Source organism: Mesoflavibacter sp. CH_XMU1422-2, from assembly GCF_037029245.1.
Lineage (GTDB): Bacteria > Bacteroidota > Bacteroidia > Flavobacteriales > Flavobacteriaceae > Mesoflavibacter > Mesoflavibacter zeaxanthinifaciens.
Genome location: NZ_JAYMEE010000056.1, coordinates 134,534 through 149,506 on the forward strand (window position 1 = coordinate 134,534; position 14,973 = coordinate 149,506).

Here is a 14,973-nt window from a genome sequence, read left to right on the forward strand (position 1 = left end):
GTGTTTGTTACGTTTTTGTTATGTTATTTACAAAACTCCTGCCAAAAGTAGATATTTATTATAAATAATGTAAATTTGTACGCCTTAAATAATAATTATTTAATGGTAAAACAAAGTTTTAACAACAAATTCACTTATGAAAAAAAGTTTTTTATTTTTCTTATTTGGAGTTTTTTCAACGTTTACAGTGCTTGCGCAGCAAACTATTGTAAAAGGTAGTGTAAAAGATGCCGTAACCGATGAACCAATTCCGGATGTAACAGTAACAATTGAAGAGTCTAACTTAACAACTAAAACAGATGCTTTTGGTCAATTTGCTTTTAAGCAAAACCTACCTTTAGGAGAACAGATTCTTAAAATTGAAAAAGTAGATTATACCACAAAAAGATATCCTATTGTGGTTAATGAAGGTAAAACATTAGATATACAAGATATGACTTTATCTTATAATGCTAGTGATAAAAAAGACCTTTATATCATTTCTATTTCTGATGATCAGTTAAATAGTGAAGATGATGGATTAACAAGTAATGTGTCCGGACTATTACAATCATCTAGAGATGTATTTTTAAATGCTGCTGCATTTGATTTTAGTGCAACTTTTTTTAGACCAAGAGGATTAGATAACGCTAATGGAAAAGTGTTGATCAATGGTTTAGAAATGAACAAACAAGCAACCGGAAGACCACAATGGGGAAATTGGGGAGGAATTAATGATTTACAACGTAATCAAGAATTCTCAATGGGTAGTACGCCTAACGATTTTAACTTTGGTGATTTAGCAGGTACAAACAATATTGTTATGCGTGCTTCTAAATATCGTGAAGGTGGTCGTTTATCTTTTGCTTCTGCAAATAGAAGTTACGAAGGACGTATAATGGCAAGTTATAACTCTGGACTAATGGAAGACGGATGGGCATATAGCCTTTTAGCTTCAAGAAGATTTGGTGATGGAGGTTATATTGACGGAACACTTTATGATGCAAACTCTTTTGTTGCTGTAGTCGAAAAGAAAATTAACGATAAACACAGCTTAAACTTCACATCTATCTACGCACAAAACAGAAGAGGTAGATCAACAGCTATTACAGAAGAAGTTTTTAGATTAAAAGGAAGACAATACAACCCATTTTGGGGAGATTTAAATGGAGATATAAGAAACTCTAGAATTAGAAGAATTGAAGAACCAATCCTAATGTTAAATCATTATTGGGATATTTCTGAAAAAACATCTATAAACACAAACATAGGTTACCAATTTGGACAAATAGGTAATACAAGAATAGATAACGGAGGAACAAGGTTAGTTAGATTTAATGGTCAAGATAGTTATATTGGAGGAGCTAGAAATACAGACCCAACTTACTACCAAAACTTACCAAGCTATTATTTAAATGTTGATGGTGGTCCAACAGCTTACGATTACGAACAAGCATACATCGCGCAACAAAACTTTGTAAACGATGGTCAATTTGATTGGAATGCATTATACACAGCAAATTCAACTTTTGAAAACTCTGTATATGCAGTACAAGAAGACAGAATAGACGATAAGCAGTTAATGGCTAATATTATTTTAGCTTCAGAATTATCAGACAATATTAGATTAAATGCATCTGTTAACTACAGAAACCTTAAAAGTGAAAACTTTGCAGAAGTTTCAGACTTATTAGGTGGATCAGGATATTTAGATGTAGACTTTTTCTCTGATGAGCCAGCACAAAATACAGACGGAACTTTAACAACAGCTCAATCTGATGTTAGAAACCCAAACAGAATTGCTAGAGAAGGAGATAGATATAAGTATAACTATGAAATTGATGCTAACGTATTAAGCGGTTTTGCACAAGCAGTATTTAAGTACAGTAAAGTAGATTTTTATTTAGGAGGAAGCATTTCTAAAACAGATTACCAAAGAACAGGTTTATTTGAAAACGGATATTTTGTAGGTAACTCTTTTGGTAAAGGTCCAAAAGTAGAATTTGAAAACTTTGGCGCTAAAGCAGGTTTAACATATAAAATTTCTGGACGTCACTTATTAGATTTTAACGGTGTATACATGACTAAAGCACCAAGTATTAGAAACACGTTTGCAAACGTAAGACAATCTAATATGTTGTTACAAGATGTAGATAGCGAAAAAATAACAAGTGTAGATGCAAGTTATATTTTCCGTTCTCCAATAGTTAAAGCTAGACTTACAGGTTTTTACTCGACAACAGAAGACGGAACAGATACAGGTTTCTTCTTTAGTGAAGGTGCAGGAAACAACTTAGTGCAAGAAGCAATTACAAATATCGAAACGCAACGTATAGGAGGAGAATTAGGTATAGAAGCACAAGTAACACCAACAATTAAAGTAAAAGGTGCTGCATCTTTTGGTCAGTACATTTATAACAACAATCCAAACTTAACTTATTATAGTCAAGAGTTTGGAACAGGTACAGCTCAATTTGGTGACGGTACAACAAACTTAAAAGACTTACACGTTGCTGGTGGACCAGAAAGAGCCTTCCAAATAGGTTTTGAATATAGAGATCCAGACTATTGGAATATAGGTGTAACAGCAAACCATTTCTCTAACGCTTATGTAGATCCAAGTGCATTAAAAAGAAGTGCTGCTTTTGTAACAGACCCAGAATTATATTCAGAAACTCAATTTCAAGATAATACCCAAGGAGGTCAAAATTACGTAGTTACTGGAGGAGAAATAAATGATGTAGATCCTACAGTTGCAAAGCAATTATTACAACAAGAACAATTTGACGATTACATGTTAGTAAACATTATAGGAGGTAAATCTTGGAAAGTAAATGACTACTTTATCGGATTTTTTGCTACAATAAATAACGTATTTAATCAAGAGTATCGTACAGGTGGTTTTGAGCAATCAAGACGTGTAGATTACAGAAGTCAATTGCAAGAACAAACAAATCCAAACGGACCTGTTTTTGGTAATCGTTATTTTTATGGTAACGGAACTACTTATTATTTAAATGTTTACGTAAGATTTTAATATATTTATAGAAAAAAATAATTTAAGAAAAGATGAAAAAAATAAATTTAAACAAAATAGCAGTACTTTTAGTAAGCTTAGTTGTACTAACAGGCTGTGTTGAAGACGATAACTTTGATGTACCTTCAACAATCGAAGGAATTTCAGAATACCCAAATACAGATGCAGAATTTAATACTTTAAGTGGTGTTTTAGGCGCATTTGGTAGTAACGGTGACGAGCCATACACTTACGAAGCAGCTAGCGAAACAGTATCAGAAAAATATACAATAGGTTACGTTGTATCTAGTGACGAAGGTGGTAACTTTTATAAGCAATTAGTAATACAAGACGCACCAGAAAATCCAACAGCTGCAATTGTAGTGCAAGTAGATAAAAATCCATTATTTACTCAATACGAATTTGGTAGAAAAGTATATGTTAAGCTTAACGGATTAACTGTAGGCGAAAGTAATGGAGTATTACAACTTGGTCGTCTTAATGGAGATGAAATAGATGAAATAGCTAGTACATTAGTGCCAAATCATATTATCAGAACTAGTGAAGTTGCTACAATAGTACCTAAAGAAGTAACAATATCTCAGTTTAGTGATGAGCTTGAAAGTCAGTATATCAGATTAAATAATATGCAATTTGAAAGAGATATTGTTATGGGAGATAATCCATTAACATTTGCATCCGAGACTACAGATAGTTTTGATGGAGAACGTTTATTAGAAAGCTGTGCAACAGGTGGATCAGTAATTTTAAGTACAAGTACTTTCTCAGATTTTAAAGGTTTACCATTACCTGCAACTTCTGGTTCTATTGATTGTATTTTGACTAGAGATTATTTTGATGATTTTTATACAGTTTACGTTAATACTCCAGAAGCAATAAACTTTGATAGTACAGAAAGATGTGATCCTTTTGATATAAATGATTTTAATATTATTTATCAAGAAGATTTTACTGATGGTTTTGTAGGTTGGGAAGTTACTAACACAGTTGGAACTAAACAATGGTCAGCAAACGATTTTGGAGGAGAGTTTTATGCACGTGGTTCAGCTTTTTCAGGTGGTTCAATTGTACAAATGGTTAGCTGGTTAATTTCTCCAACAATCGATTTTGATGCACAAGAAGATGAACAACTGGTATTAGAAATTGCTGATGCTTATTTTAATGGAGAGGCTTTAAAAGCTTACTACTCTAATGATTATGTAATTGGAAGCGATCCTTCTACTGCTACATGGATAGAAATAGGTACACAGGAGATTGAAGCTCTTCCAGATAATACAGGGTTTTTTGATAATGAATATGATCAAACTGACTTAATTGATCTTTCAGGAGTTTCAGGTAATGCAGTTCTTGCTTTTGTTTACGATAGTAATAATGCTACTGTTTCATCTACAGTGGACTTAAGCGATGTAAAGATTTTAACACCACAATAAATTAAAATATTTATTTATTCTGTAACCACTTCTTAGCCGAAGTGGTTTTTTTATTTCAACATATGACAACATTTGATCAATTTTTCTTTGCTATATTTTCTGCATTTAAACTTAAGTTTAAACAAAAAGCTAACAGTATTGCCTTATTTTATATTTCAATACTTCAAATCGCTTTATTATTTGTTATAGGTGCTTTTCTTGTAACGTTTCTTAGTAAGATGCATGTTAAAACAATGTCTACATCTAGTATTTGGACGTTATTCATCATATTTTCAATAATCATTCATCTTAAAAATTGGATGAAGTATAATGGTAAAAGCCGAAAGGTTTTAAACGCAAAATTCAATAAAAGTAAAAACAACTATAATACAAGTATACTTTTATTATTACCTATAGGTTGTATTATTTTAGGATTAATTCTTTTAAAAAGTATTTGATCTTAAAAGAAGATATCTTGAGCTAATCTATAAGTGTTAGCATGTGCGCCAACAATTACTTTAATATCAGGACTATAACCGCCACCCATACTACACATTACCGGTATGTTTTGAGACTTACAAATATCTAAAACAAATTGGTCGCGCTGTTTACAGCCTTCTATAGTTAAGCTAAGTTTACCTAATTTATCGGTAGCAATTACATCTACACCACATAAATAATAAATAAAATCGGGTTGTTGACTTTTAATTAATAGTGGAAGTGTTTCTTGCAATATTGATAAATACTCAGCATCACCAATATTGTTTTCTAATTCAATATCTAAATCGCTTTGTTCTTTTTTAAAAGGATAGTTGTTTTTTCCGTGCATAGAAAAGGTGAAAACAGCTGAGTCATTATTAAAAATTTCTGCAGTTCCATTACCTTGGTGTACATCTAAATCTACAATTAAAATTTTTTTAGCTAAACCATTATTTAAAAGAAATCTGGCGCCTATTGCTTGATCATTAAGCATGCAAGATGCTTCGCCACGGTTAGTATATGCATGATGTGTGCCTCCAGCAATATTCATAGCAATACCATATTTTAAGGCGTACTCACTAGCCTTTATAGTGCCATCTGCAATAATAATTTCACGTTCAATTAATAATTCACTTAATGGAAACCCAATTTTTCTTGCAGCACGTTGGTCTAGTGTAATATTTAATAAATCGTAAAAATAGTTAGCATCATGGACTGCTAAAATAGGATTTTCATTTAGCATTTTTACAGGCTCAAAAAAATTATCCTCTATACAAGTCCCTTCATGTATTAATTGCTCAGGAAGCAACTCGTACTTCAACATAGGAAACCGATGTCCTTCTGGTAAAGGATGACAATAGATAGGATGATAAGCAATTTTCAACATCTATTTATGCAGTTTTAGTTGAATACGCTTTCGCGGAAGATCAACACTTAACACCTTAACAATAATCTGTTGATGTAAATGCACGTGCTCATTCACATCTTTTACAAAACTGTCTGATAAGTTAGAGACGTGTATTAAACCGCTTTCTTTAATACCAACATCTACAAAGCAACCAAACGCAGTAATATTATTTACAATACCAGGTAATAATTGTCCTTCGCGTAAATCTTCAATCGTTTTAATGTTTTGATTAAAAGTGAAAACTTTTGCCTGCTCACGTATATCTAAACCTGGTTTTTCAAGTTCTTTAACAATGTCTTCTAAAGTTAAAAGACCAACTTCTTCTGTAATATATTTTTTTAAATTAATCTTTTTTAAAGTAGAGGTATTACCTATCAATTCTTTTACCGAAACACCTTCGTCTTTAGCCATTTTAGTAACAATAGCATAGCTTTCTGGATGTACTGCAGAATCGTCTAACGGATTATCTCCATCTTTTATTCTTAAAAAACCAGCGCCTTGTTCAAATGCTTTATCGCCTAATCTTGGTACATTTTTAATGTCTTTTCTACTAGAAAAGGCACCTTTTTCGCTTCTATAGTTTACTATGTTTTCTGCTAATTTTGGACCAATTCCAGACACGTAACTTAATAAACTTTTACTTGCAGTATTTATATTTACACCAACTGCATTTACACAATTTTCTACTACAACATCTAATTGCTTTTGCAATTTATTTTGGTCTACATCGTGTTGGTATTGTCCAACACCAATAGATTTGGCATCAATCTTAACTAGCTCGGCTAAAGGATCTTGAAGACGTCGACCAATTGAAACTGAACCACGAACGGTTACATCGTAATTAGGGAATTCTTCTCGCGCAATTTTTGATGCTGAATAGATACTAGCTCCAGCTTCGCTAACCACAAAAACTTGTACATCGGTTTTAAATCTAATTTTTCTTACTAAAGCTTCGGTTTCTCTAGATGCTGTTCCGTTACCAATTGCTATAGCTTCTATTTGATACGCTTCAGTTAACGTGCTTAGCTTTTTTAAGGCACCAATTTGGTCGTTTTTTGGCGCATGCGGATAAATAGTTTCGTTATGTTTTAAATCACCTTTTTCGTCTAAACAAACTACTTTACATCCAGTTCTAAAACCAGGATCTATAGCCAAAACACGTTTTTCGCCTAAAGGCGATCCTAACAGTAATTGTTTTAAGTTTTTGGCAAAGATGTTTATCGCTTCATCATCTGCTTTTTCTTTGGCATTTTGTAATGCTTCGTTACTTAACGATGGAAATAATAATCGTTTGTAAGCATCGGTTATTGCTATTTCTATTTGATCGGCGCAAGCGTTGTCCGACTTTATAATTTTTCGGTCTATACGTTCTAAAGCGCGATCATTATCAACTTCAATTTTTACTCGAATAAAGCCTTCTTTTTCGGCTCTAAGAATAGCTAATAATCTGTGCGATGGTATGCGATTTAGACTTTCTTCCCAATCAAAATAATCTTTAAATTTTTGAGCTTCTTCATCATCTTTTTTTGTTTTTGCCACTTTCGTGGAAATCATAGCATAACGCTCTAATTGTTGTCTTAAACTAGTCCTAATATCGGCACGTTCGTTAATCCATTCGGCAATAATATGTCTTGCGCCTTCTAAAGCGTCTTCGGTAGATGTTAATTCACCTTTTATATACTTAACCGCGATGTTTTCTATATCATTAGCATTTTGACTCATTATGATTTTTGCTAATGGTTCTAATCCGTTTTTTCTTGCAGTTTCGGCTTTAGTTTTTCGGCTTTTCTTGTAGGGTAAATATAAATCTTCAAGTGTTGTACTGTCTTGGCAAGCTTCAATTTTCGTTTTTAATTCGTCTGTTAAAACGTCTTGTTCTTCTAATGCTTTTAGTATGGTTGCTTTTCGTTTTTCAAGTGTTTCAAATTCTTCTTTATATTTAACAATTGCACCAATTTCAACTTCATCTAAATTACCAGTTGCTTCTTTACGGTATCTAGAAATAAAAGGAACTGTACAATCTTGATTTAAAAGAATAACAGTGTTTTTTATAGAGGTTTCTGATAGATTAGTTTTGGATTGAATGTAGTTTAATAGAAGCATAATTTCTTTAAAAAATGAAAGGCAAATATAAATGTTATGATTAGCAAAAATACGTCATATATCGTATAGTTTTGAGTCTTCTTTAAACCTAGTTTTGTTTTAAATCATAATTACATTTAAAATGAAACATTTACTATTAATCTTAACCTGCTTTATTTCTTTTCAAACAATTTCTCAAACCAAGCTATTAAAAGATGTGTCAAGTACTAAGCAAATGTCTGTAGAAGTTACGACACTTTTTAAGCAAAATAAAATAAATGAAGCTTTTCAAATCCTTACGCCATATTGGCCAATACCAGAAAACGAGATAGAAACTTTAAAAGAAAAAATTATTAAGTATACCAATATAATTAGTGATCGTTTTGGAGCGCCTTTTAATTATTTAAAAGTGAAAGATGAAACTATTAGTGATATAGCAAAACGCGAAACATATTTAATCCAATATGAAAATACAGCAGTACGTTTAATCTTTACCTATTACAAAAGTAAAAACGGTTGGATTGTAAATGCCTTTAAATGGGACGATAATTTTACTGAAGAATTTGTAACTACTAAATAATTTAAGATGAAACATATATTAGTAAGTTTAATTTTACTATTTGTAGTAAAAGCAAATTCACAAACCATAGATTGGCAAAATGCGCCACTTAATCCAGCTGCAGAATATTATACACTTAATCATTACAATTTAAATGGTGAAGTAAAAAAATCTTATTCTCTAGATTTTGTAGAGAGAACTCTAAATCTAGATTTTAATGAAGACGGTTTTTTAACTAAAAAGCTAACATCTGGACCAAGTAAATCTTTTAGAAGAAAATACGAATATTCTTATTCTAGTTCTGGGATAATAAAATCTTTAAAAGAAACAGCAATAAATAGTAAAGATGAAGTTACATATACTTCTATATTCGATTTTATTTACAATAAAGATGGTTTAATCTATAAAAAGATAAGCAAAGAAAACAATTACACAACTCAATTTAACTATGATAATTATAAACGATTAGTGTCCATTAAAACTATTAATCCAGACGGTAGCCAAAATGACTTGATAACATTTAAATACAATCAAAAAGGTCAATTAACTGAAGAAAGAAAAGAATCTAAATATGGTAAGTATTTAATAACATTAAGTTATGAAATTAATGGTGATAAATTAAAAATTAATGCTAGCTCTTATAAAGATGGAGAGCTAATTAAAAAAGGAATTTACTCTCCTGGTGTTTTAAATCGTTACAAATCTTTTTCTTTTTCTAACAATCCACAAGCATTTGAATTTACAAAAGACGGTCACGAAGCGTATAAAAAAAATGCTATAGATATGAGTTTTGACCAGTATGGTAATTTTAGAAGAAAATATTCTAAAATATTTGAAAAGGTTTTGGATGAGACAGAAATAACGTATTACAACGGTATAGAAAGTAAAATTCAAGAACATAAAAATAACTCTAATGTAGTTACAAATTGTATGTCTGGAGACTGTAATAATGGATACGGAGAATACAAATTTGATGATATGACTATTACAGGATATTTTGAAAATGGTCAAGCTAACGGTTATGCAAATCAAATTTTTAGTAATGGCGATAATTATATTGGCAATTTTAATGACGGAAAAAGAGAAGGCTATGGTGTTTATACTTGGAAAGCCTCCAATACTATTTATTACGGAGAATGGAAAAACGATAAAATAGCAGGTTACGGTTATCTAACTAAGGATAATATTACATCAGAAGCAGGTATCTATCAAGATGGGAAGTTAGTAACAAACTTAGGTCAAGATTATCTTAATAAAAAGGTGGGTAATTCATGTCAAGGTAACTGTGTAGACGGTTATGGGGCTATCATATACAATAACCAAGATTCTTATATAGGCTTTTTTAAAAATGGAAAACCATACAAAGTAGGAACAAGAAAATGGAAAGCAAATAATAGACTTTATGTGGGGCAATTTAATATAAATGGAGAGCCAACGGGAAATGGTCATGTATCAACCTTAGATTATATTTATTTTGGAAGTTTTATTAATGGCGAAGTTACAGGTAAAGCCATTAAAGTAAATAAAAAGACTAAAAAATTAGAAGTCATAAACATTAAAAAAACAACTCCTTCTTTAAATACAACAACTAATGTTAACACTAATAGTAATGTAGGTTGTGTATCTGGTAATTGTAATAACGGTTATGGAGAATATAAAGGTCAAACCTATACAATTAAAGGAGTTTTTAAAAACGGTAAAGCTAATGGTTATGGTCTGCAAACTTATGAAGGATCAGGGTTTTATGAAGGAAACTTTGTTAATGGATCAAGAGAAGGTTATGGACTATACAAATGGTACGAAACAGGAAGTACATACTTTGGTCAGTGGAAAAATGGTAAACAAAACGGTTACGGTTATTATTCAAAAAATGGAAAAATAACAGAAGTTGGTTTTTATCAAGAAGGAAAAAGAACAAGAAATTTATTATCACAGAACTATCTTGATAACAGAAAGATTAATAATTGTATAGGAAATTGCAAAGATGGTTTTGGGACCTATTTTTTTACTAACGGAGACACATATCGTGGATTTTTCTCTAACGGGAAAAAACATTATTTCGGAAGTTATTTCTGGAAAAATGGGACTTCTTATTTTGGAGAATATTATTACGATAAAGCAAATGGAATAGGTGATGAGTCATATAAGACATCAGGAACAAGGTACTTTGGTAGTTTTACTAATGGTCAAAGAGATGGTTTTGGTGTGTTTTTTAATAAATCAAGGACAGTAGATAGTTATGGTATTTGGTCTAATGGTACCTTAATAACAAGGTATTAATTGCTGAAAATAATTAATAATGAACAAAATAAATAAAATACTATTTACTACAGTTTTATTAGGTTTCCAATCTCTTAGCTTTGCTCAATCACTTCCTGATATAAGTAACATAGATTACGGTTTTACACAAAAGGTTGTAAAAGTAAAGGCTATTAGCTACAATCTAAATAAAGAGCCAATTAAAACAACTGTATATCAATTTAACAAAAATGGCTTTATAAAAGATTACCATATTGAAAATTTAAAAGACAATTCTTGGCAAAAAACAAAAAGCTATTACAAAAATGACAGACTTTATAAACGAGTTTTTAAGTACAGTAACACTAAGAAAAATAAAAAACATTCTTATACTTATAATACTAGCGGACAACTAATTAAAGAAACTATAACTCATAAAAATGGAGAAAGTAATAATATTGTTTACGATTATAAAAACAATAAGTTGCACCAAATTAAATCAGATATAAACAACTCTAAAACCACTTATTTTTATTCTATAAAAGGAAATCTTTACAAAGCCATTAAAACTCAAAAAGGTCAAAATGAAATAGAGCAAAATATCCATTATCTCTATCTTGAAGGAAAAGAAATTACATCATACGTATCGCTAAACTCAAATGTTTTAGTGACAACATATCAAAATGATTTTACATTGCAGTTTGACTTAAATGAAAATGAATTTGCTATCAATAAATTACAAAAAGGTATTAAGCGTTTTAACGAAGAAGCACCAAAGGATAACTTGCCTTTTAGCTTAAGAAGTTATTCTAACCAAACAGCACAATTTTACTCAAAAAACAAGGATAAATTAAAAGATTCTAAAATTGTCTATTTTGATTATGTAACAGATGACCAAAAGAATAAAATAACTTATGCTAAAGCAGATGTTGATGTAAAAACCAAAACCATCACTAATATTCAATTTTATAAAACAAGTTTACTTAACAGAACTGTTGTTGGCGAAACTAAATTTAATGATAAAGTGCTTGAAAAATTTAAGGATATTCACCAAAGTCTAAATCAATTATAATACATGACATCTCAAAACATATATGAAGTCAAACCACTATCACAACAAGATAGAAAAAAGCTTAAGCGCCAATATGTGTATGTTGTAACGTTTGGTGCTTTTGTAGGTGCAATTTTTTTCTTCATTTATAATTTTGTGTTGTCAACAGGTCAAATGGGAAACATACCTGTTTTAGTTTTTGCATCTTTCGCCCTTATTTTTACTCTATTTATCTCCTACTTTTTTTGGGGTATTTATCTAGATTTAAAAAAAGGAATAAAATATTGCTATACAGGTATTGTTACCGATAAGAGAATAGATAAACATACTACTTCTTCTGCCCAACACAATAGAGCAGCTGGATCGCATAGAAATGGTTCTTCACGTAAAAATACACAAACACATTATTACATTACAATAGAAGACAAACAACACAGTGTTAATTATAAACAGTTTTCTCAGGTTAAAATAAATGATAAAGTTTACCTAGAAGTTAGTCCCAAAAAAAAGGAAGTTTTAGCCTTTAATGTTTTAGAAAAAAATATTGAAACAACAGAGTCGTATAATTCAACAATAAGAAAGCAAAATTTTGATAATATAGAAAAATCTCTTCCTATGAGAGAAAATGATATTGAATTAGTCAAAAAAATATTTTTCAAAAAAACACGAAAAAACCTAATATATCTAATACCAATTACAGTCTTGCTTTTTGTACTATGGAAAGGTATTTTTATATTTCTAATACCATTGATTATAGCATTTGTTTACTACTCTTTTAAATTCTTTATTCAAATTAATCAATATGCAAAATTTAAACGAAATGGGTATTTAAAATCACTAAATAAGGTTAAGGTAATAGATAAGTTAAAGACAACTTCTAACACAAAATCTACAGCTTTTCAAATAAAAACTAGTAACGGTGTTATTAATGTGTCAGAACATATTTATAATAAAGTACAAGCACATCAAAATTTACTTTTACACAAAGCTACTTTTGTAAACATATTGTACGACGTTAGTATAGATGAATTAAACAGTTAAAAAATCTCTTATAATATTTCAATAAACCGGATAAATATAAAATCATATGAATAGCTTTTCTTCTATTTTAGAAAAACCATTAAAATATTATTCCCAATGGGATTTTTTAGTGTTTACATTACTTACAGCGCTATCCATTTGGAGCGGACAAACAACCGTATTTTATGTGATTTTATTTTTCTGGTGGAACGAGCTTATTAGAATAATTATAGATAGGATTTTTTTCAAAAGAAATAAAAATGCTGTGCTTGCCAGCAATAAAACAACATCCATATTTGGTTCTATTATACAAATGATAGGTTATTTTATTTTTATTGTTGTCTTTTTCGGGTTTATGGCAAATTGGAATAATGAAGTACTTATTTTTACTAACATGAAAGTACTATTCTTTAGAAACTGGTTTTTTAATATTAACCTATTATTTGTGACTATAGAACGTGTATTACTACACATAAAACAAACACCAGTTAAAGTTAGTTTTGGTGCTTTTACACCTAATATGTTAGTGCTTCATGTATCTATTATTTTAGGAGTTATTCTTATGCTTTTTATAGTACGTAACTTTCCAGAAACGTTTACACCAACAAATTTATTTGGATCTGTACTTATTATTTTCCCTTTTTTAATGATAAGAGCACTTGCTTTATACCTTAGAATACGATATAAATAAAAAAGAGGTGTAATTTAAAATTTACACCTCTTTTTCAATATTCAAATAATTATTAATTAGACTCGTTTTGAGCGTCTTGTATCATTTTTTCATTTGGTAAAATAGCAATATTTACACGTCTATTTTTAGCACGTCCTTCGGCAGTACTGTTATCATACATTGGTTGTGTTTCTCCAAACCAATTTGTTGTTAATCTCGTGCTGCTAATTCCATTGCTAGTTAAGTAATTAGTTACTGCATACGCACGGTTTTTAGAAAGTGTCATGTTATAATCGTCAGATCCAGAACTATCTGTATGACCTACGACTAATAAATTAGTATCTGGGTATTCTTTAAATACACCTATTAATTTGTTTAATGTAGCTTGTGAAGCAGCGTTTATGTTATACTTTTCAGTATCAAAATAGACACCACTATTTTCATCAAACGTAACAACAATACCATCGTCCACACGTTCTACTTCTGCGCCTGGTATTTCTTGCTCAATTTCTTGAGCTTGCTTATCCATTTTCTTTCCTATAAGTACTCCAGCAGTACCACCAACTACACCGCCAATTACGGCTCCTAATTCTCCGTTTCCGCCTTTTCCTACGTTATTACCAATAATAGCACCTAAAACAGCGCCACTTGTTGCACCAATAACAGCACCTTTTTGTTTATTATTAGCATTTTTTACTGCATTACAGTTGGTTAGTCCAATGCACATTAGTAGTGTTAGACTGAATATTGAAATCTTGTTAATTGTCTTTTTCATGGTTTTTTAGTTTTAAATTTTGGTAAAGTTCATTGTAATTACAAATGGTTGTCCGTCTAAACTAACGGTTTGTTTCCATTGCATGTTGGTGTCTGATAACTGAGATAGATTAACACGGTAACCTTGGTTAGTTTCAGATTTGTTTTTTTCGTTGGTTGGCTTTAATAAAAAGTCGTATAATCCCATTTCTGGACTTACTTCTTGTATGGTAAATACAAAGTTTCTTTCGCCAGGCATACATCCTGCCGAGTTAATTGTATAAATTCCTGTGTTGTTGTTAGGAATAAATTGCCAAGTACTACCTTCAAAACAAGATTTTGAAGCATCGTCAAAAAGTGTAACGTTAAAAGTACCTGTTTGGTTGTAGGTAATCGAGTTTAAAACCCAATCGCCTTTAATGACTTTTTTAGATTCTCTCACGGTTTTTGGAGTTCCGCAAGATATAATACTTAAAGTCACTAATAATAAAATTAGTCGTTTCATAGTAATGGTTTTTGGTTTGTAACTATTATAAGTTACGAAAATCATCACTTTTTAGACGACTAATTAAGACAAGTTTATCAGATCTTTCACTTTGCAGGTTTTATTGTAAACCGCAGTTTGTCAACACTTTAACTGTTATTTTAAAGTGTTTTGTTTTAACAATTTTTAACTTTAACAACTAAAAAAAATAAATTTTAAATCATTAATAAACTTCAATTTTTATTAGAACACTAATACGTGACTTTATTTAAATAAAAGTTATTATTAAAAACTAGAAAACTAA

Annotated in this window: 12 protein-coding genes; 8 read left to right on the forward strand and 4 right to left on the reverse strand. The window is 30.4% G+C overall.

All coding sequences use genetic code 11. The features are described 5' to 3' along the window. The first annotated feature begins 136 nt into the window (after positions 1-136). The 3 genes from WA340_RS06620 (at position 137) to WA340_RS06630 (ending at position 4,883) form a co-directional block, all read left to right on the forward strand. Complete coding sequence (locus tag WA340_RS06620) at positions 137-3,016, forward strand: carboxypeptidase regulatory-like domain-containing protein (RefSeq protein WP_336128033.1); 2,880 nt, start codon at positions 137-139, stop codon at positions 3,014-3,016. Between the two features lie 32 nt (positions 3,017-3,048). Next, complete coding sequence (locus tag WA340_RS06625; RefSeq protein ID WP_336128035.1) at positions 3,049-4,446, forward strand: DUF5689 domain-containing protein; 1,398 nt, start codon at positions 3,049-3,051, stop codon at positions 4,444-4,446. A gap of 62 nt (positions 4,447-4,508) precedes the next feature. Next, positions 4,509-4,883, forward strand: a complete 375-nt coding sequence (locus tag WA340_RS06630; protein ID WP_336128036.1) for a hypothetical protein — start codon at positions 4,509-4,511, stop codon at positions 4,881-4,883. Positions 4,884-4,885: 2 nt separating this feature from the next. Here the strand turns inward: WA340_RS06630 and WA340_RS06635 are convergent, their stop codons facing one another. Further along, positions 4,886-5,791, reverse strand: coding sequence for a histone deacetylase family protein (locus tag WA340_RS06635; RefSeq protein ID WP_336128037.1), 906 nt, complete (start codon positions 5,789-5,791; stop codon positions 4,886-4,888). Beyond that, positions 5,792-7,915 (reverse strand): Tex family protein, encoded by a 2,124-nt coding sequence (locus WA340_RS06640; RefSeq protein ID WP_336128039.1) that lies wholly within the window; start codon positions 7,913-7,915, stop codon positions 5,792-5,794. A gap of 121 nt (positions 7,916-8,036) precedes the next feature. Between WA340_RS06640 and WA340_RS06645 the strand changes: the two genes are divergently transcribed. From WA340_RS06645 to WA340_RS06665, 5 genes are read left to right on the forward strand one after another with little or no spacing between them, the layout of a single operon-like run. Continuing rightward, positions 8,037-8,474 carry a hypothetical protein gene (locus tag WA340_RS06645; protein ID WP_336128040.1) on the forward strand — a complete coding sequence of 146 codons (438 nt, stop codon included), beginning with the start codon at positions 8,037-8,039 and terminating at the stop codon, positions 8,472-8,474. Between the two features lie 6 nt (positions 8,475-8,480). Continuing rightward, positions 8,481-10,733, forward strand: coding sequence for a hypothetical protein (locus WA340_RS06650; protein WP_336128041.1), 2,253 nt, complete (start codon positions 8,481-8,483; stop codon positions 10,731-10,733). Between the two features lie 19 nt (positions 10,734-10,752). Further along, the gene (locus WA340_RS06655; RefSeq protein ID WP_336128043.1) at positions 10,753-11,763 is read left to right on the forward strand and encodes a hypothetical protein; all 1,011 of its coding nucleotides are present in this window, start codon (positions 10,753-10,755) and stop codon (positions 11,761-11,763) included. A gap of 3 nt (positions 11,764-11,766) precedes the next feature. Next, complete coding sequence (locus WA340_RS06660) at positions 11,767-12,783, forward strand: hypothetical protein (protein ID WP_336128044.1); 1,017 nt, start codon at positions 11,767-11,769, stop codon at positions 12,781-12,783. A gap of 46 nt (positions 12,784-12,829) precedes the next feature. Continuing rightward, complete coding sequence (locus WA340_RS06665) at positions 12,830-13,453, forward strand: hypothetical protein (RefSeq protein WP_336128046.1); 624 nt, start codon at positions 12,830-12,832, stop codon at positions 13,451-13,453. Positions 13,454-13,505: 52 nt separating this feature from the next. Here WA340_RS06665 and WA340_RS06670 read toward each other — a convergent pair whose 3' ends face one another. Then, positions 13,506-14,207 (reverse strand): OmpA family protein, encoded by a 702-nt coding sequence (locus tag WA340_RS06670; RefSeq protein ID WP_027879580.1) that lies wholly within the window; start codon positions 14,205-14,207, stop codon positions 13,506-13,508. Between the two features lie 12 nt (positions 14,208-14,219). Further along, a complete protein-coding gene (locus WA340_RS06675) occupies positions 14,220-14,690 on the reverse strand; it encodes a lipocalin (RefSeq protein ID WP_336128049.1) in 471 nt (156 codons plus the stop codon). Positions 14,691-14,973: the final 283 nt, after the last annotated feature.